The 18,231-nt window shown below is 74.5% G+C and carries 16 protein-coding genes; 12 read left to right on the plus strand and 4 right to left on the minus strand.

Going from position 1 to position 18,231, the window contains the following annotated elements:
• Nucleotides 1–30 precede the first annotated feature (30 nt).
• The 4 genes from Aru02nite_RS23045 (at nucleotide 31) to Aru02nite_RS23055 (ending at nucleotide 3,601) form a co-directional block, all read left to right on the plus strand.
• Complete coding sequence (locus Aru02nite_RS23045) at nucleotides 31–1,875, plus strand: glycerol-3-phosphate dehydrogenase/oxidase (protein ID WP_373324952.1); 1,845 nt, start codon at nucleotides 31–33, stop codon at nucleotides 1,873–1,875.
• Between the two features lie 402 nt (nucleotides 1,876–2,277).
• On the plus strand, nucleotides 2,278–3,114 hold the full coding sequence (locus tag Aru02nite_RS23050; RefSeq protein WP_203661070.1) for a hypothetical protein: 837 nt from the start codon (nucleotides 2,278–2,280) through the stop codon (nucleotides 3,112–3,114).
• Nucleotides 3,115–3,194: 80 nt separating this feature from the next.
• Complete coding sequence (locus Aru02nite_RS37290; protein ID WP_275408698.1) at nucleotides 3,195–3,323, plus strand: hypothetical protein; 129 nt, start codon at nucleotides 3,195–3,197, stop codon at nucleotides 3,321–3,323.
• A gap of 86 nt (nucleotides 3,324–3,409) precedes the next feature.
• Nucleotides 3,410–3,601, plus strand: a complete 192-nt coding sequence (locus Aru02nite_RS23055) for a P-loop NTPase family protein (RefSeq protein ID WP_203661072.1) — start codon at nucleotides 3,410–3,412, stop codon at nucleotides 3,599–3,601.
• Here Aru02nite_RS23055 and Aru02nite_RS23060 read toward each other — a convergent pair.
• Nucleotides 3,570–4,121 carry a GNAT family N-acetyltransferase gene (locus Aru02nite_RS23060; RefSeq protein ID WP_203661074.1) on the minus strand — a complete coding sequence of 184 codons (552 nt, stop codon included), beginning with the start codon at nucleotides 4,119–4,121 and terminating at the stop codon, nucleotides 3,570–3,572. The two genes, Aru02nite_RS23055 and Aru02nite_RS23060, sit on opposite strands and share 32 nt — an antisense overlap.
• A gap of 31 nt (nucleotides 4,122–4,152) precedes the next feature.
• Here Aru02nite_RS23060 and Aru02nite_RS23065 point away from each other — a divergent pair, with 31 nt between their 5' ends.
• Together Aru02nite_RS23065 and Aru02nite_RS23070 are read left to right on the plus strand one after the other, a co-directional pair.
• Complete coding sequence (locus Aru02nite_RS23065; RefSeq protein ID WP_203661076.1) at nucleotides 4,153–4,431, plus strand: DUF4031 domain-containing protein; 279 nt, start codon at nucleotides 4,153–4,155, stop codon at nucleotides 4,429–4,431.
• A gap of 54 nt (nucleotides 4,432–4,485) precedes the next feature.
• Nucleotides 4,486–5,037 carry a hypothetical protein gene (locus tag Aru02nite_RS23070; RefSeq protein WP_203661078.1) on the plus strand — a complete coding sequence of 184 codons (552 nt, stop codon included), beginning with the start codon at nucleotides 4,486–4,488 and terminating at the stop codon, nucleotides 5,035–5,037.
• Nucleotides 5,038–5,400: 363 nt separating this feature from the next.
• Here Aru02nite_RS23070 and Aru02nite_RS23075 read toward each other — a convergent pair whose 3' ends face one another.
• Nucleotides 5,401–7,071, minus strand: coding sequence for a DNA repair helicase XPB (locus tag Aru02nite_RS23075; protein WP_203661080.1), 1,671 nt, complete (start codon nucleotides 7,069–7,071; stop codon nucleotides 5,401–5,403).
• A gap of 437 nt (nucleotides 7,072–7,508) precedes the next feature.
• A complete protein-coding gene (locus Aru02nite_RS23080) occupies nucleotides 7,509–9,926 on the minus strand; it encodes a M28 family peptidase (RefSeq protein ID WP_203661082.1) in 2,418 nt (805 codons plus the stop codon).
• Nucleotides 9,927–10,121: 195 nt separating this feature from the next.
• Between Aru02nite_RS23080 and Aru02nite_RS23085 the strand changes: the two genes are divergently transcribed.
• Complete coding sequence (locus tag Aru02nite_RS23085; RefSeq protein ID WP_203661084.1) at nucleotides 10,122–10,433, plus strand: hypothetical protein; 312 nt, start codon at nucleotides 10,122–10,124, stop codon at nucleotides 10,431–10,433.
• 87 nt (nucleotides 10,434–10,520) lie between these two features.
• Nucleotides 10,521–11,972, plus strand: coding sequence for a cation:proton antiporter domain-containing protein (locus tag Aru02nite_RS23090; protein WP_203661086.1), 1,452 nt, complete (start codon nucleotides 10,521–10,523; stop codon nucleotides 11,970–11,972).
• Between the two features lie 525 nt (nucleotides 11,973–12,497).
• Here the strand turns inward: Aru02nite_RS23090 and Aru02nite_RS23095 are convergent.
• Nucleotides 12,498–14,795: a helicase-associated domain-containing protein gene (locus tag Aru02nite_RS23095; RefSeq protein WP_203661088.1), complete on the minus strand. Its 2,298-nt coding sequence runs from the start codon at nucleotides 14,793–14,795 to the stop codon at nucleotides 12,498–12,500.
• 108 nt (nucleotides 14,796–14,903) lie between these two features.
• Between Aru02nite_RS23095 and Aru02nite_RS23100 the strand changes: the two genes are divergently transcribed.
• The 4 genes from Aru02nite_RS23100 to Aru02nite_RS37295 all read left to right on the plus strand — a co-directional run bounded on the left by Aru02nite_RS23100 (nucleotide 14,904) and on the right by Aru02nite_RS37295 (nucleotide 18,085).
• Complete coding sequence (locus Aru02nite_RS23100) at nucleotides 14,904–15,089, plus strand: hypothetical protein (RefSeq protein WP_203661090.1); 186 nt, start codon at nucleotides 14,904–14,906, stop codon at nucleotides 15,087–15,089.
• 144 nt (nucleotides 15,090–15,233) lie between these two features.
• Nucleotides 15,234–16,031, plus strand: a complete 798-nt coding sequence (locus Aru02nite_RS23105) for a glycerophosphodiester phosphodiesterase (protein ID WP_203661092.1) — start codon at nucleotides 15,234–15,236, stop codon at nucleotides 16,029–16,031.
• Between the two features lie 32 nt (nucleotides 16,032–16,063).
• Nucleotides 16,064–17,557, plus strand: a complete 1,494-nt coding sequence (gene larE / locus Aru02nite_RS37480) for an ATP-dependent sacrificial sulfur transferase LarE (RefSeq protein WP_203661094.1) — start codon at nucleotides 16,064–16,066, stop codon at nucleotides 17,555–17,557.
• Nucleotides 17,558–17,698: 141 nt separating this feature from the next.
• Nucleotides 17,699–18,085 (plus strand): cold-shock protein, encoded by a 387-nt coding sequence (locus Aru02nite_RS37295; RefSeq protein WP_203661096.1) that lies wholly within the window; start codon nucleotides 17,699–17,701, stop codon nucleotides 18,083–18,085.
• The last annotated feature ends 146 nt before the right edge of the window (nucleotides 18,086–18,231 follow it).

Genomic DNA, 18,231 nt, shown 5'->3' on the forward strand with positions numbered 1-18,231 from the left:
CGTTGGGTACCGGAGGGTGTCCGGTGTCCGATGCACGGTGCCGGCGCCGTCTGCGGTGTGAGATGCGGCCGGTACCGGGGTGCCCGGCCGGACCGGGCGACTACGGTGGGACGGGTGCGACGGGATCCCAGTGTTTCGCGGTACCAGGCGAGTCGGTTGTCGGCGGAGCGGCGGAGCGCCGACCTGGCCCGGATGCGCGACGAGACGTTCGACGTCCTGATCATCGGGGCGGGTGTCACCGGGGCCGGCGCGGCGCTCGACGCGGCGAGCCGCGGCCTGTCCGTCGCGGTCGTCGAGGCGCGTGACCTGGCCTCCGGCACGTCGAGCCGGTCCAGCAAGCTCATCCACGGCGGCCTGCGGTACCTGGAGCAGCTTGAGTTCCCGCTGGTACACGAGGCGTTGCGGGAGCGCGGCCTGCTGCTGACCCGGCTGGCGCCGCACCTGGTGCGCCCGGTGCCGTTCCTCGTCCCGCTGACCAGGTGGTACGAGCGGCCCTACTACGGCGCCGGCGTCGCGCTCTACGACGCGATGTCCGCGGTCAGTGGGCACGGCCGGGGCGTGCCCTGGCACAAGCACCTGTCGCGGCGCGGCGCGCACCGGCTGTTCCCCAGCCTGCGCGAGGACACCCTCCGCGGCGCCATCCGGTACTTCGACGGTCAGGTCGACGACGCGCGGTACGTGGTGACGCTGATGCGGTCCGCGGCCAGTTACGGCGCGGCGGTCGCCACCTCCACCCGGGTCGTCGGCATCATCCGCGACGCCCGCGAGGTCACCGGGGTACGCGTCCGGGACATGGAGTCGCGCGCCGAGTTCGACGTGCGCGCCCGTACCGTGATCGCCGCGACGGGCGTGTGGTCCGACGACATCTCCGAGATGATCCACGAGTACGCGGGGCTGCGGGTCCGCGCGTCGAAGGGCATCCACCTGCTCGTCCCCCGCAGCGCGATCACCGGCGACGTCGGCCTGATCCTGCGTACCGAGAAGTCGGTGCTGTTCGTGATCCCGTGGGGCGGGCACTGGCTCATCGGCACCACCGACACCGACTGGGACCTGGACCGCGCGCACCCGGCCGCGTCCTCGGTCGACATCGACTACCTGCTCGAACACGTCAACGCGGTGCTCGACCGGCCCATCACCCACGACGACATCGAGGGCGTGTACGCGGGGCTCCGGCCGCTGCTGGCCGGCGAGTCGGAGATGAGTTCGAAGCTGTCCCGGGAGCACGCGGTGGTCGAGCCGATGCTCGGGCTGATGCTCGTCGCGGGCGGCAAGTACACGACGTACCGGGTCATGGCGCGGGACGTGATCGACCACGCCGCCCGCCGCCTCCCCGGTACTCCCGAGTCGCGCACCGACCAGGTGCCGCTGGCCGGCGCGGACGGGTTCCACGCGGCGTGGGCGCACCGGACGTCGATGGCCCGCCGGCACGGCGTCACCGTCGGCGTCGTCGAGCACCTGCTGGAGCGGTACGGCGCGCTCGCCACCGAGGTCCTCGCCCTCGTCGACGAGCACCCCGAGCTGGGACGCGCGCTGCCCGGGGCACCCGAGTACCTGGCGGCGGAGATCCATTACGCGGCGGCGGCCGAGGGCGCGGTGCACCTGGACGACGTGCTGACCCGGCGTACCCGGATCTCGATCGAGACGCCGCACCGGGGCACGGAGACGGCACCGGCGGCGGCCGAGCTGATGGGCGACGTACTCGGCTGGGACCGGGCGGCCCGGGACCGCGAGGTCGAGCACTACCGGGCGCGGGTCGAGGCGGAGCGCGAGTCCCAGCGCAAGGAGGACGACCGGACGGCGGACGCGGCCCGGCTCGGCGCGCCCGACGTACGCGGTTACGGGGCGGATCCGGCGGTCACGGCGCCGCTGTTCTGACCGGGCGGAAGGCCCCCGCGACCCGTCCGGACATACCACGATTTGTACGCCCGGGTTGCTCCCAGTATCTGGGCGCTTGTCCGCCTTGATCTATTTGTGATACTGCCGTGACATCGGGGCGGTGCAAGAGTACGTAGCGTATCGACCATGGCGGCAGCTCTGCCCGACGCCGCGAACCCGGCCGGCGACCCGATCGCGACGGGCCACCCCGCTCCGGCGGCGGCACCCGCGTCGGCCCCCGTGCACCCCGGCGCGTCGGCAGGTCGCGCGACATCTCGCACTCCCGCCTCGACCGCACCGTCCGCCGCGGATGCACCGTCCGGCGCCGGGGCGTCCGCCGGGAACTCGTCGTCCGCGGGCGCATCGGCCCGTGCGGCGGGGCCACCGCGGGTCGGCGGCCCGATGGGGGACGAGGACGAGCAGGACACCGGCGCGGCGTCGGCCGGCCGGCGGCGGCCGGGTGCGGCGCTGGTCGCGCTGGCCGCGGGCGGGGTGCTCGGCGTGGTGCAGACCCTGGTGGCGCAACGGTTCGGGCTGCTGAGCTTCGAGGGCGGCCGAACCGGCTGGTGGGTCGCGCAGCTCGTGGCGCTGTCCTGGCTGTCGGCGGTGAGCGTCGCGCTCGGCGCGCTGGTACCGCGCCGCGCCGGGCGTACCGATCCGCGGTGGGCCGATCCGTTCACGTTGGGCGCCGCCGCGTTCGGCGGTCTGCTCGCCGTACCGCTGGCGAGCTCGTCGGCGGCGTGGGCGGCGATCTACGGCGGGGCCGTGCCGACCTCGCAGGTCGTCGGGCACGTGCTCGTCGGCATCGTGCTCGGGGTGGCGGCCGGCGCCGCCGCCCAGCGGTACCGGCCGGTCGCGGTGGGGTTGGTCGCCGGTGCCGTGGTGGCCTGGGTGACGGCGGTGGTGTCGGTGGTGGTCGACGCGGCGCCGCCGGTGCTCGGGCACCCGGATCTGGGGCTGGGCGCGACGGGCCGGCAGGTCGGTGCGCTGCTGGTGGCGGCCGTGTTCGGGATCGTGCTGGGCGGGGCGTGGTCGAGCGTGCGGCTCGACGCGCGCGCGGTGGCCGCGTCGGTCGGTCCGGGCCTGGTCGCCGCGGCGTACCTGGTGGGGTTGCCGCTGACGGACGCCGACTGGCCCTGGTCCCCCGTACCGACGGCGTTGCTCGCGGTGCCGTGCGCGGCGCTGTTCGCCGTGGTCGCCGGCTGGTTCGGGGACCGGCTCCGGCGCCGGCACGACTGATCGGCAGGGGCCCGGTGGGTGTGTCGTACCACCCGGCCCGGCGGGACGGCGCGTCGACCGCCGGCGAGCGGGGACGGGTCGTGACGGTACCGCGTCGGATCCTGGTGGTGGGGTCGTCGGGTGCGGGCAGGTCGACGATCGCCCGCGCCCTCGCCGACCGGTACGGGCTGCCCGTCATCCACACGTCCGGCTGCCCCGCGCCGACCTGATCGTCTTCCCCGACCTGCGCCCGGCGCTGTGCGTCTGGCGCGCGCTCCGCCGGTACCGGCGGTTCCGCGGCCGGTCCCGCCCGGACGTGAGCGCCGACTGCCCGGGGCGGCTGGAGTGGCAGTGGGTGCGCTACATCTGGCAGTACCGGCGGCGGCACCGCGGCCGGTTGCTCGCCGCCGTCGCCGACCACGCCCCCGACACCCCGCTGGTACGGCTGCGCACCCGGCGCGAGGTCCGCGCGTTCCTCACCGGGCCGCCGGGGTTCCGAGCGGCTTGACGAGTTCGGCGAACTCCAGGTCCGGCCGCTTCGGCGTACCGAACCGCTCGTCCCCGTACGGGAAGGGCTCGGTGGCGCCGGTGCGCCGGTAGCCGCGGCGCTCGTAGTACGCGATGAGGTCGGAGCGGGCGGACAGCACGGTCATCCGCATCCGGTGGCAGCCGTGTTCCGCTGCGATCCGCTCCGCCTCGGCGAGGATCGTGGAGCCGATGCCGCCGCCCTGCCGGCCGGGACGTACCGCGAAGAAGCCGAAGTAGCCGGTGTCGCCGCCGGACACGTCGACGTGGCAGCAGGCGAGCGGTTCGTCGCCGTCGAGCAGCAGCCGGATCTGGCTGCCCGGCGCGCTGATCATGTCGAGGACCATCTGCCGGTCGGCGCGCAGCCCGTCCAGCAGGTGCGCCTCGGTCGTCCAGCCCGCCACGTCCGGCCCGCCCCGGTACGCCGCGTGCACCAGCTCCAGCAGCCCCGGCACGTCCTCCGGCGTCGCCGCGCGCGACACCCACGTCCCCTCCGCACCCATGGGCCGAACCGTACTACCGTCCCTCGGTGAGATGACGATCTACCTGGACCGACCCGTCTGGCCGGGGCGCGGCCGACTGTGGTCGCACCTGATCAGCGACGCCTCGTACGCCGAGCTGCACGCGTTCGCCGAGGCGCTCGGCGTGCCGCGGCGCGCGTTCGAGCGCGACCACTACGACCTCACCACCGCCGGGTACGAGGGGGCCGTCGCGCTCGGCGCCCGCGTCGTACCGTCCCGGGAACTGGTCCGGCTGCTCACCGCCGCCGGGCTGCGCCGTCCCAAACGTCGCGGACCGCGTGAGAAATCCTGATCCGGACGGAACCGGCGCGCCACCCGCCGCGTCCAAGTGGGCATGAACGTACGCGTGGCAGGTGTCGTGTTGGCCGGCGTGGCCGCGTTGGCGCTGGTCAGCGGCTGCGGACCGGACAAGTCCGCGGCCGGGAAGGCGTCGCACACCAGCGGTTCCCCGTCGCCCGGCGTCAGCAGCACCCCCTCCGGCGGTACGACCGGGTCGCCGTCGCCGTCCCGCACGCTGCCCGTGCCGCACCGCAGCGGCACGCGGTCGACGTCCGTCCCGGCGATCACCCTCCAGATCACCGGCGGCTTCGCCGGCAAGAACGACACGGTCTCCGTCGCGCCCGACGGCGCCTGGCGGGCCACCGACGGCAAGCGCGGCGTGACCCGCCGCGGCACCCTCACCCCCGCACAACACGACCAGCTGGTACGGCTCGTCAGCGGGCCCGAGCTGGCCAAGGAGGCCAAGCTCAAGCAGCCCAAGCTGATGTGCAACGACGGCCTGTCGTACCGGCTGACCGTCGGGACCGTCGTGCTCAGCCGTACGGACTGCGGCGGCAGTACGCACACGCCGACGTTCGACGCGGTGGTGAAACTGGTGACCGGGGCAGCAACGAAATGACGTGACACCCACGGGTTCCCGGCTCTGAGGGGCGCCGGGAATCCGCCGCGTCGCCCCGGCCCCAGGCGCTGGGGCAGGGGCCGGGGCGACGCGGCACTTCGTCGAGGGGGCAGTGTGCCCGCGGAACGCTCGGGCCTTGTCTCCTCGTCCTGCTTTCCGGGGGCGCAGCCCCCGGACCCCGCGCCGGGGGCGTAGCCCCCAGCACCCCCACGTCGGCTCGCGACCCGGCCGGGTGCCTTGTGCCCGGCCGCTTCGCGGCGGGCCAGCCCCTTTTGTTCGCCCGGCCGCTTCGCGGCGGGCTGCCTGGCTGTGCTGCCTGTGCTGGGGGTCACCTGGCCGGCTTGGCGGTGGCGTACCTGGGGGTCAGTCTTCGTCGTGTACTTCGGGGAGGGCGGGGCCGAGGACGTCGTCGGCGTCCATGATCGTGTACGCGTAGCCCTGCTCGGCGAGGAAGCGCTGGCGGTGCGCGGCGTACTCGGAGTCGATGGTGTCGCGGGAGACGACGGTGTAGAAGTGCGCCTGGCGGCCGTCGGCCTTCGGGCGCAGGACGCGGCCGAGGCGCTGCGCCTCCTCCTGGCGGGAGCCGAACGTGCCGGACACCTGGATGGCGACCGCGGCCTCCGGCAGGTCGATGGAGAAGTTGGCGACCTTGGACACGGCGAGCGTGCGGATCTCGCCGGAACGGAACGCGTCGAACAGTCGCTCGCGCTCGCGGTTGGTCGTCTTCCCCTCGATCACCGGTACGTCGAGGTCGGCGGCGAGCATGTCGAGCTGGTCCAGGTACGCGCCGATGACGAGCACCTGCTCGCCCGGGTGCCGCGCGACGAGCGCCTCCACCACGGGCACCTTGGTACGGGCGGTGGCGGCCATCCGGTAACGCTCGTCGGGCTCGGCCGTCGCGTACGCCATGCGCTCGGCGTCGGTGAGGGTCACCCGCACCTCGACGCACTCGGCCGGCGCGATCCAGCCCTGCGCCTCGATGTCCTTCCACGGCGCGTCGTACCGCTTGGGGCCGATGAGGGAGAAGACGTCGCCCTCCCGGCCGTCCTCGCGTACGAGGGTGGCGGTGAGGCCGAGGCGGCGGCGGGCCTGGAGGTCGGCGGTGAACCGGAAGATCGGCGCCGGCAGCAGGTGCACCTCGTCGTAGATGACGAGGCCCCAGTCGCGCGCGCCGAACAGGTCGAGGTGCGGGTAGGCGCCCTTCCGCCGTGCCGTGAGCACCTGGTACGTGGCGATCGTGACGGGGCGGATCTCCTTGCGCTCGCCTGAGTACTCGCCGATCTCGTCCTCGGTGAGCGACGTGCGGGCGACCAGCTCGCGCTTCCACTGCCGGCCGGCGACCGTGTTCGTGACCAGGATCAGCGTGGTGGCCTGCGCCTCCGCCATCGCGGCCGCGCCGACCAGCGTCTTGCCCGCGCCGCACGGCAGCACCACCACGCCGGAACCGCCCGCCCAGAACGACTCGGCCGCCTGCCGCTGGTACGGCCGCAGCTCCCAGCTGGACTCGTCGAGCGCGATCGGGTGCTGCTCGCCGTCCACGTACCCGGCGAGGTCCTCGGCCGGCCAGCCCAGCTTGAGCAGGGCCTGCTTGAGCCGGCCGCGCTCGGACGGGTGCACCAGGATCGTGTCGTCGGCGACGCTGCCGCCGAGCATCCCGGCGAGCTTCTTCGACTTGGACACCTCGACCAGGACGGCCCGGTCCAGACCACGGAGTACGAGACCGTGCGCGGGGTCGTTGAGCAGCTGGAGCCGACCGTACCGGTCCATGGTCTCGGCGACGTCGACGAGCAGCGCGTGCGGCACGGGGTAGCGCGAGAAGCGGATGAGGGCGTCGACCACGCTCTCCGCGTCGTGCCCGGCGGCCCGCGCGTTCCACAACCCGAGCGGCGTGATCCGGTACGTGTGGACGTGCTCGGGCGAGCGCTCCAGCTCGGCGAACGGCGCGATCGCCATCCGGCAGGCGTGCGCGTCGGGGTGCTCGACCTCCAACAGCAGGGTCTTGTCGGACTGCACGATCAGCGGGCCATCGGACACGCGGAGCCTCCTGCGAATGACGCGGACTCTCCATAGTGCCTCGCGCGCCGGTGAACGTCCGCCGCCGGACGCGGGCAGCCGCCGCCGGCCTGGTACGAGCCATTGGGAGGAAGAAACGGTCCGTCCGGACCGGCGGCCACCGACCGGGCCGACCTTGTGGCCAGGCCGACCTGGTCAAGAGGTGCTGGCAGCCAGGCTGTCAGGCCCTCAACAGCCGGCCGCCGGTGCCACCGCAATCCTCGCGCCCCTGCGGTGGCACCGGCTCGAAGCGCCCCTGGATCCCCATCAGGGACGCGGCCGTCACCGTGTGGAATCGCTACCCCCAGCGACCCATCCGGTTGTTCGTGCCGGCTGACTTACACGTATGACTCTGGCCCCCGTTCCTGCACTGAAGCTGGCCCACACCTAGGAGTTCGCTGAAAAGGGCAAGAGGACGGTTAGGGGCCGGCGGGTAGCGTCACGGTGCGTGCCACCACCGCCTCGTCCGCGTCGTGGGCGGGCGCGACGCCCACCCCGGCCGGGCGCGGCCGGTACCCGGGGAGGTCGGTGAGACCGTCGCTCTCGTCCAGGATCCGGGCCCGCGCCGGCCCGCGCAGCGTCACCGTCACCGCGACACCCTCCGCCGGTACGGCGAAGACGGTGGCCGCGACCGCCCACCGCTCGCCGTGGAGTACCGGGACGGGTTGGCCGGCGACGGTGGCGGCGCGGACGTTGACGCCGCGCGGCAGGTACAAGCCGAGGATCGGGGCGTGCCGCGGCGACGCCAGCCACAACCGCACCGTCCGGTACCCGTCGGCGTCCGGTGCGCCGGTGGAGCGCACGGTCAGCGTCGGCGCGGGCAGGTCCGCCGCGGTGGCCCGCCCGGTACGCATCCGGCCGCCGGATCGGTTGCCCAGTACCGGAAAGCGGTTGTCCACAGTGGACCGTGTGGCCCCCACGTACCGGGCCAGCCAGGTCTGCGCGGCGCCGTGCCCGCCGGTCGGCTGCGAGCTGGCCCAGATCGCCCGCCCGCTGTCCGCGTCCAGCGCGTACGTCAGGTGCGCCGGCTCGGGGTGCGCCGCGTCGAACCCGGACCGCGCGTACCCGACCGCGCCCGCGACGAGCGCCAGGACGAGCAGCCCGGCCGGGACCGCCGCCGCCCACCGCGCCGGTACGCCCTGCCCGCCCGCGCCGCCCGCGCCGCCCGCGGAAACGGCATTCGCGGCCGGATCCGCGACGGACGGGGCGGCCGGGGTTGGCAGGAGGTCGTGCAGGAGGGGCAGGAGCGCGAGGCCGGCGAACAGGACGAGCAGCGCGCCGGCCGCGGCGAGCGTCAGCCCGAGCGCGGGGAACAGCAGCGCAACGGTGGGTGCCAGGAGCACCGCCGCGGGCACCGCGCCGACCGCGTACGCGAGGGGCGACCAGCGCGGCCACCGCAGCGCCGCGAGGCAGCCGGCCGCGCCGAACAGTGCCGGCAGGACCGTCAGGTACGCGCCGCCGGGGACGGTCGCGGCGAGCAGCACGCCGAGCAGCGCCAGCCACACCAGCCCCGCGTACGCGCAGGCGAGGCCGAACCGGCGGCGCAGCGGCACGTACCAGGCGGTGAGGACGGCGAGGGTGAGCAGCACGACGGCGATCCGGTACCAGCCGGGGTGGTAGGGGTCGCCGGTCATCATCCCCGCGTACCCGGGGCGCAACGCGGTGAGCAGCGCCCAGCCGCCCTGCGCGAGGCCGGCGGCGACGGCGACCGGGAGTACGAGGAGGGCGGTGGCGGCGGCGACCCGGCGGACCGGAACCCGCCGGCGGGCGAGCAGCACGAGGGCGGCGACGAGCAGGACGGCGAGGACCGCGAGCGGCCAGGTGAGCGCGCCCGGGTAGCGGACCAGCAGGCCGAAGACCGAGAAGTACGTGGCGTCCGGGCCGGACCGCGGCGCGCGCAGGTCCTTCCCGCCGAACGCGCGGGTCAGCGCGAGCGCGTTCGCGCCGTGCTGCTGGAGGCTGCCGCGGTCCATCGCGGCGGGCGTGTCCAGCGGCGTGTGGTAGACGGCCGACCCGTCCAGGTACGCGGAGTTCAGCCCGGCGAAGCCGGCCTCGCGGAACATCGTGAAGTCCGTGTCGTTCGGCAGTTTCCGGTAGATCTCGACCGCGACGGACGTACCCAGCGGGTACGGCGCGGACGCGAACGTGGACACCAGGTCGGCGTTGCCGCGGGACGTCTCGAACATGACGACAGGGCCGCCGCTGCCGCGCGCCTCCAGGTTCAGTACGACGGAGTCCCGGGCCTGCGCGCGGTGCTGCGCCACGTACGCGGCGGCGCCGCACAGGCACGCCTCCTCCGCGTCGGTGAACACCAGGACCACGTCGTTGCGGGGGCGCGGGCCGTGCAGCAGCGCCCGGGCGGTCTCCAACAGCGCCGCGCTGCCCGCGCCGTCGTCCGAGCCACCCGGCCCGACGCGTACCGAGTCGGTGTGGGCGACGAGGATGACGCGTCCGGTCGGCGCGCGCCCCGGGATCGTCGCCACCACGTCGTGTACGTCCGCGAGCAGCGTGCCGGTCGCGTCGTCGGTGTTGCGGCCGACGGCGTGCTCCACGTGCGCGGCGATCCCGTACGACGCCAGCGTGTCCACCAGGTACCGCCGGTTGCGGGCCGCGGCGGCCGAGCCGGTCGGGTGCGTCGCCGACCCCAGCCGCTGCACGTGCCGGTACGCCCGCGCCGCGCTGAACGTGTCCGCGGGGGCGTCCGCCGCCGCGGGGCGGGGCGGGGCGAGCTGCGCGACGGCGCCGACCGCCAGCGCGAGTACCGCGACGAGTCCGAGCAGGCCGCGTACGATGCCGCCGCCGTGAACCGTGCCGCCCCCGTCGTGCACACCGCGCATCGTGCCGCCTCCGTCGTGAGCCGCACCGGGTACGCCCGGCGGGTGGCAAACCAGACACCCGCGGATCCCCGGCCGACCCGTCCGGCCGGCGACGATCCGCACGGACGGACCCTAGCGGGCCTCGTACGGTCCGTGTGGCCGTCGAAATCCGCAACGGGTGGGACGCGGACCGGCGCGGCGGACGATACTGCGAGCGTGGCGTATCCGGGAGAGGGCGAGTCGGTCCCGGCCACGTACGTGCCGGCGGCTTCCGCCGCAGCCGTGCCGCACGAGGCCGCGTCCGACGATCTGTCCTGGGATCCGCCGCGGTGGGTGCTACCGGTCGCGGGGCTCGCGGTCGCCGCGTTGCTGCTGACGTGCTTCCTGGTGTTCTGGCAGGGGATGGGCACCGCGCCGCGGGAATCGGCGGTCGAGGCGTTCGGTGTGGTGTTCGGGCTGCTGGTGGCGGTGTCGGCGGTCGGCGCGTTCCGGCTGGGGGCGCGGCGACAGCGGCCGGGGCGACAGTGATCCGTTAGGATTGCGACCGGTGTGCCGGGAAGTCTGGTCGGCGGTCCGTCCCCGTTCGTTGCCCCGGAGTTGCGCCGTGATGATCCGATGAACGACGCCGAGCGGTTCGGTGCCGTGGTCCTGCTGGTGGCCCTGGCCCTCCTCGCCGCCGTGCTGTCCAACCGCCTCACCGAACGGATCCGCGTACCGGCGCCGGCGCTGTTCCTGATCGGCGCGGCGGTCGTGGCGGACCTGTTCCCGTGGCTGGGCCGGATGCCGGTCGACACGGTCGAGCAGATCGTCACCGTCGCCCTCGTACTGCTGCTGTTCGACGGCGGCATGAACATGGGCTGGGGCGCGCTGCGGCGTACCGCGGGGGCGGTGGTGTGGCTGGGCGTCGTCGGCACGCTCGTCACCGCGGCCGCGGCGGCCGCCGCCGCGCACTACCTGCTGGGGCTGGACTGGCGGATGGCGCTGCTGATCGGTACCGCCCTGGCGCCCACCGACCCGGCCGTCGTCTTCTCCGTACTCGGCAAGCGCGAGGTGCTGGGGCGGTCCGGCACGCTGCTGGAGGGCGAGTCCGGCGCGAACGACCCCGTCGGCATCGCGCTGATGGTCAGCATTCTCGCCGCGACGAGCAGCGGCGGCTGGTCCGCCGTGGGTACCGGGGTGCTGACGTTCGTCGAGCAGATGGTCATCGGCGGCGCGATCGGTGTACTCGGCGGGCTCGGCCTCGTGTGGTTCTGCCGCCGGGTGTCGCTGCCGTCCGCCGCGCTCTACCCGGTGCGTACGCTCGCCTCCGCCCTCGCCCTGTACGGCCTCGCCACCGTCGCGCACGGGTCCGGCTTCCTCGCCGTGTTCGTCGCGGGGATCATGCTCGGCGACGCGCGCATCCCGTTCCGCGGGGACGTACAGCGGGTGCACGGCGCGCTGGCCAGCCTCGGCGAGATCGTCGCGTTCGTGATCCTCGGGCTCACCGTGCAGCTGCGTACCCTCGGCGACGGCGACGCGTGGCTCGTCGGCCTGGTGCTCGCCGTCCTGCTCGCCCTCGTCATCCGCCCGGTACTCGTCGGCCTCGTCCTCCTCCCGGTACGGCTCACCCGTGGCGAACGCGGATTCGTGCTGTGGGCCGGGTTGAAGGGCGCGGTGCCCATCCTGCTCGGCACGTTCATCGTCGGCGCCGGACTCCCCGACACCACCCGCGTGTACGACGTGATCTTCGTGGTGGTGGCCTTCTCCGTGATCGTGCAGGGCGGGCTGGTACCGCTCGTCGGGCGCTGGGGCCGGGTGCCGATGCGCTCCGTACCGCCGGAACCGTGGGTCGCCGGGATGCGGTTCCGCCAGGAACCCGCCGCGCTGACCACCCACACCGTCGAGGTCGGATCGCCCGCCGAAGGCGCCACCGTCGCCGAACTCGCCCGCGAGGAAGGGGTGTGGGTGACGTTCGTCCGGCGCGACGGCGGGTTGGTGCCGCTGCGGCCGGAGACGGTGCTGCGGGAGGGGGACGACGTGCTCGTCGACCGCGAGTCCTGGGAGCGGGATCCGTTCGTGTCCACCTGATGGTGTACGCGCCGGGCGGTGTCCTCGGCCCGGCGTCCCGGCCCCGGCCCCGGGCCCTGACCCGGCACTGGTCCCGGCCTGGCGCTGTCCCGCGCCCGGCCCCGGCGTCCGGCCCGGGCCTCCGAACCCGACCCACCGACCCGGACCCCGGGCTCGGCACTAGCCCCGACCCCGGCGGTGGGCGGGCCTCCGGCCGGGGGTTTGGCGCTCGTTCGGGTGGATGTGGTGCCGTGCAACGGCTGTGCTGCTTCTACCCCGGTGTTGGTTGCCCCGTGCCGGGGCATGGGGATGCGAGAGAGGACGCTGTCCTCTCTCGCGCTCTCTCCTGCCAAAGGGGGCGGAGCCCCCTTTGGAAACCCCCACGAAGTAGGCGGATGCTTTCGCGTTCGCCTCTCGTCACCGACCCAAGTCCCGTACGCCGATCCGACTTGGCTCCGCCGCCCAGATCCTTGTGTACCAACGGGTTTGGGGTCAGTGGGCGGGGACCAGGATCCGGTCGTACGAACGGCCGTGGCGCGTAACGGATCAGGGGCGGGTGGTGGAGGTGATGCGGGCCAGGGAGAAGGTGTGCAGGGTCTCGGTGCGGTCGTCGGCGGCGCGGAGGTAGCCGGCGCCGATGGAGATGGGGCGTACGAGACGGGACGCGCTGCCGCCGTGCGAGTCGACGTACGTGACCCAGACGGTGGTCTTGTCGCGGATGGCGAGGCGCAGGGTGGCGAGGGCGTCGGTGGTGGTGCGCGGGTCGGGCGTCGGCGCCCGCCGGGTCGTACGGGCGAGGTGGTCGCCGTGCCGGACGGTGGCGACGACCTGGTCGATCTGGTCCGCGCTGAGGGTGGTGGGCAGCTCGCGCGGGGTGGGGCGCAGCCGGGTGGTGGCCGCGGCGCGGAGCTGGTCGGGCCGGTGGGTGAGCACGACCCCGGTGGCATCCTCCGGTACGGGCGCGAATCCCGCCGAGCGCAGCAGATCGAGCAGCCGGTGCGGCGCGAACGGGGTGACGAGTACGGTCGGCGCGATCTCGCGCAGCGCGAGCGGGGCGAGCCGCCGGTCGGCGCGGAGTTCGGCGATCAGCGCGGTGTCGTCGCTCCGCACGTACGCCGCGCAGCCGCCGGTGCGCAGGCCGCCGTGCCGCCGCGCCACGTCGTCCACCAGGTACGTGAGGGACTGCGGGACGGGGGTGGTGGAGCGCTGGGCGAACAGGGCGTGCAGGTCCGCGGCGGCCATGCCGGCGTCGAGGGCGCGCCGGACGCTGTCGGCGGTGACCCGGTAGACGGTGGCGTGGCCGGCGGACTCGGTGTCCGCGACGAGGTCGAGTTCGGCGGCGAGGGCCGGATCCGGCGGCCCCGGTACGACGACGGTCAGGTCGGCCTGGACGAGGACGTGGTCGACGGGCGCGGGCAGCAGCGCGTCGAGGATCGCGGCGGGCCCGTCGGCCGGGTCGGTGACGTCGATGCCGAGCGGGTCGGGTTCGGCCGGCTCGTCGGCGAGCAGCAGCCGGCCGTAGCTGGTGAGCGCGTCGCGGCCGGTGACGCCGAGGGTGGCGGCCTCCTGCAGCGCGGCGCGGGTGGCGCGGCCGGCCTGCGGACCACCCCGCCGGGGCGTACGCCAGGCGAGCAGGTCGACGAGGTCGTCCTGGCCGGGTGCGCTGCCGGCGGGCAGGTCGGCGAGGGCGGCGAGCGGGGCGCGCCGGAGTACCGGGGCGGACATCCGCGCGACCTCGCCGGACAGCGCGTTGACCGGCCTGTCCTTGTCGTCCCGGGTACCGATCAGGCTGGGTTGCCGGGCCATGCCGAGCCAGCAGGTGGCGAGCCGCAGCCAGCGGGCGGACGGCGTGCTGAGCCGCCAGTCGTCGTACCCGCGGGTCGGCAGCCAGACGGGGCCGTCGGCGGTCTCCGCGTCGGTGACGAGCTGCGTCTCGCGGGCGAGTTCGAGCAGCAGCGCGGCGACGGGTTCGGCGCAGTCCACGGCGCGCGCCAACCGCCGCAGGTCGCGGACGCCGATGCCGCCGGCCTTGAGTACGGGTGCGGGTTCGGCGGCGAGCGCGTCGCACAGCGCCGCGGTGAGCCGTACGGCCTCCATGACCTGGCCGGCGCCGGCGGCGTCGACCGCGTCGGCCGGCCGTACCGTCGCGTCGGGGGTCGGCGGGTCGGGGTGCAGGACGCCGAGCGGGCCGACGTCGCGGCGCAGCAGCAGGCCGATCTCGCGGGGCAGCTGGACGGTGTCGAGCCGTTCGGCGACGAGCAGGTGGTGGTCGAGCAGCCAGCCGACCGGCGTGTCCGGCCCCGCCTCGCGGACGGTACCGACGGGCGGGCCGGCGGCGAGCCGGTCGAGTACGGCGCGGGACTCGGGCGGCGCGGCGAGCAGCTCGCGCCGCAGCCGGGCCGGATCCGCGGCGAGCATGGCCGTCTCCGGGTCGAGTTCGAGCGCGGGCCGACCCAGCCCCGCCGGGTACGGCGAGCAGAGTTCGGTGACGCCGCGGGCGACGGCCACCGCGTCGTCCTCCCCGTACGCCACGGCGAGGCCGCGCAGGGTGTCCACGGCGGCGTGCACCCGGTCCGCCGGTACGGACGCGGCCAGGTCGAGTACGGCGGCCAGCGGTGTGGTGCCGGTCTCCTCGGTGGCCAGCCGGAGCGCGTCGAGGATCTCCAGGGTGAACCGGTCGAGCCCCTCCAGGGCACGCGCCAGCGACAGCCGGGACTGCATCCGGGACGCCAGCGCGGACAGGTCGCCCGGCACCGGTACGGCCAGGTCCGGGCGGGCGGCGAGCAGCGCGCCGAGGTCGTTGTCGGACATCCGGCGCAGGTGGTCGACGAGTGTGGTGGGCATCGCCTGCCAACGGTAGAGCCTCACACCGCCGGACGTCCTGGGCCGGCGGACTTCCCGGGTAGCGTCGTGTGCGAGACTTTGCCGCGTCGTGCGGTGTGAGGAGGAGACATGGCGCTGCAGACCGACGTCGATCCGGAGCAGGGTGGCCAGCCGGTCAAGCCGGGCCACCTGCCGGTTTCGGAGATGTTCTCGGACCGGGCCGGTGCCGGCTCGCCGTTCGGGGAGGACCTCGCGTTCCCGCTCCCGGTCGACCAGATCGTGTACCAGCTGCCCGCCGAGCACGACGCAGTCTGACCTCCTGTCCCGCTGTCCGGCGGGTCCGGTCCGGGGTCGGTGCGGACCCCACCGGTTCACCCACCCTCGGTCGTGTCGTAACTGTCCGTACACCGAGTGGGCGCACTCTTCATGCACGGTCAGCGTTCTGGTGAGGAGCGGGCGATGCCCGGTACGGTCCTGGCGCCCGAGGCGCTGCGGGTGGTCAACTACGCGCACCGCGGTGCGTCCGGCCTGGCCCCGGAGAACACCATGGCCGCCTTCGAGGCGGCCGCGACACACGGGGCGCACGTCGTGGAGCTGGACGTCCGGCGTACGGCCGACGGCCATCTCGTGGTGATGCACGACCCGTCGCCCGCGCGTACGACGAACGTGGCGGAGCTGTTCCCGGAGCGCGCCGAGGCGCCGGTGAGCGACTTCACGCTCGCCGAGCTGCGCCGGCTCGACGCGGGCGGCTGGCGCGACCCGCGCCACGCGGGCGAGCGGATCCCCACGTTCGACGAGGCGATGGACCTGTTCGCCCAGCGCGACCTCCGCGTACTGCTGGAGGTCAAGGCACCCGGCGAGTACCCGGGGATCGCGGAGCAGATCGTCGCGGAGCTGCGCTCGGCGTACGCGGGATGGTTGTCGGGTCGGATGATCGTGCAGAGCTTCGACTGGGAGTTCATGCGCGCGCTGCGGTCGCTGCTGCCGCGGATCCCGGTGGGCCTGCTCGGCGCGCCCGACGTGGCGCAGCTCTCCGCGTACGCGGGGTTCGTGGACCACGTGAACCCGCCGCGCTCGGCCGCCACCGCGGAGTACGTGGAGTCGGTGCACCAGTGGGGCATGGCGGTCAACGTGTGGACCGTCGACGACCCCGCGGAGATGTCCCGGCTGATCGCCAACGGCGTCGACGGCATCATCACCAACCGCCCCGACCTGCTGCACGCCACGTTCGCCGTGGCCCCCGACACAGCGGGCTAGGCGTACCGCCGGCCGTGCGTAGGCTCGTTCCCATGAACGCAGCCGATCGGCACGGGCCGCACCAGGGGACCACCGCTCCGGCGGCGCCGCACGCGTTGCCGCCGCTCGTGGTCGGGTTCGATCTGGACATGACGCTGCTGGACACCCGACCGGTGATCGGCGCGGCGTACCGGGTGCTGGCGGCGGAGAGCGGCGTCGACATCGACGTCGACCTGGTGGTGAGCCGGCTCGGCCCGCCCCTGCCGGACGAGCTGGGCAACTGGTTCCCCGCCGAGCAGGTGCCGGCGATCGTCGACCGCTACCGCGAGATCTACCCGCGGTTCGTCGCGGAGCAGCAGGTGCTGCCCGGCGTCGTCGAGTCCCTCGCCGCGGTACGCGCGCAGCACGGCCGGTCCATCGTGGTCACCGCGAAGCACCCGGACGGTGCGCGCCGTCACCTCGACGCGGCCGGCTTCGACGTGGCCGAACTGATCGGCTCGGCGTGGGCCGGCGGCAAGGCGACCGCGCTCACCGAGCACGCCGCCAGCGTGTACGTCGGGGACCACACCGCGGACATCGCCGCAGGTAGGCAGGCCGGCGTGTACACGGTCGGGGTCGCCACCGGCGGCATCACCGCCGAGGAACTGGCCGCGGCCGGCGCCGACGTCGTCCTCGACGACCTGACCGCCTTCCCCGCCGTACTCGACGAGTACCTGCGGGGGCGGCGGCTGGCCGCGCTGCGCGACCACCTGGCCGGGCTGGGCACGCTGCTGGTGGCGTTCTCCGGCGGCGCCGACTCGGCGTTCCTGCTCGCCGAGGCCGCCCGCGTACTCGGCCCCGACAACGTGGTCGCCGCGACCGCCGTGTCCCCGAGCCTGCCCGACAGCGAGCTGACCGCGGCGGCCGAGTTCGCCGCCGGCCTCGGCGTACGGCACCTGACCCCGCGTACCGACGAGATGGCCCGCGACGGCTACCGGGCGAACGCCGGCGACCGGTGCTACTTCTGCAAGGCCGAACTGCTCGACACGCTCGGCCCGCTCGCCGCCGAACTCGGCATGCCGCACGTCGCCACCGGTACCAACGCCGACGACGCCGTCGCCGGGTTCCGGCCCGGCATCCGCGCGGCGCACGAGCGCGGCGCCGTCACCCCGCTGCGCGACGCCGGCCTCACCAAGGCCCAGATCCGGCACGCGTCACGCGAACTCGGCCTGTCCACCTGGGACAAGCCGGCCGCCGCGTGCCTGTCCAGCCGCATCGCGTACGGGATCCAGATCAGCCCGGACCGGCTCCGCCGCGTCGAACGCGCCGAGGCCACCCTCCGCGCGGCGCTCACCGACGCCGGCATCCCCGTCCGCAACCTGCGCGTACGCGACCTCGGCGACGCCGGCGCGCGCGTCGAGGTCGACCGGGAACTCGTGCCGGCAGTGGCCGCGCGTACCGACCTGCTCGCCGCGCTCGACGACTTCGGCACCGTCACCGTCGACGACCGCGGATTCCGCTCCGGCGCGATGAACGAGCTGCTCACGGAGCCGTCCCGGTACCGCTGACGTTCCGCCGGAAGCTCGGTCGCCAGCAGGTGTGTCCGGCGGATAATCTTGACGTCCCGGGCGGCGCGCGTGCCGCCCGCGAGAGGCACCGGCGACACCCGTCCGGGCCTCTCCCGTCGCAGACGAGATATGAGGTGCGCGGTGCCCACCGGGCGTGTCAAGTGGTACGACGAGGCCAAGGGCTTCGGCTTCCTGACCCAGGACGACGGCGGCGACGTCTTCGTGCACAAGGCCGCGCTGCCGGCCGGCACGGCGGCGCTCAAGCCCGGTCAGAAGGTCGAGTTCGGCGTCGTCGAGAGCCGCCGCGGCAACCAGGCCCTCTCGGTACGGCTGCTCGACGCGCCGCCGTCCCTCGCCGAACTCCGCCGCCGCCCGCCCGAGGAGCTGCACGGTCTCGTCGAGGACATGATCAAGGTACTGGAGGCCAAGGTCCAGCCGGAGCTGCGCCGCGGCCGCTACCCCGACCGCAAGTCCTCCGCCAAGATCGCGGAGCTGGTCCACGCCGTCGCGCGCGAGCTCGAAGCCTAGCTTCGAGCTCGGGGGCGCTGCGGCGGCTCCGTTCGTCCGCTGGACTGCGTCGGACCGGGACTTGTGTGCTGACGCACACGGCGCCCCGTCCCGCCTTGCCCGCGAACGAACGGAGCTCGCCTCGCTCACGTCCCCCCACATCACCG

Origin of the sequence: Actinocatenispora rupis, from assembly GCF_016861975.1 — a bacterium.
Classification (GTDB): Bacteria; Actinomycetota; Actinomycetes; order Mycobacteriales; family Micromonosporaceae; genus Actinocatenispora; species Actinocatenispora rupis.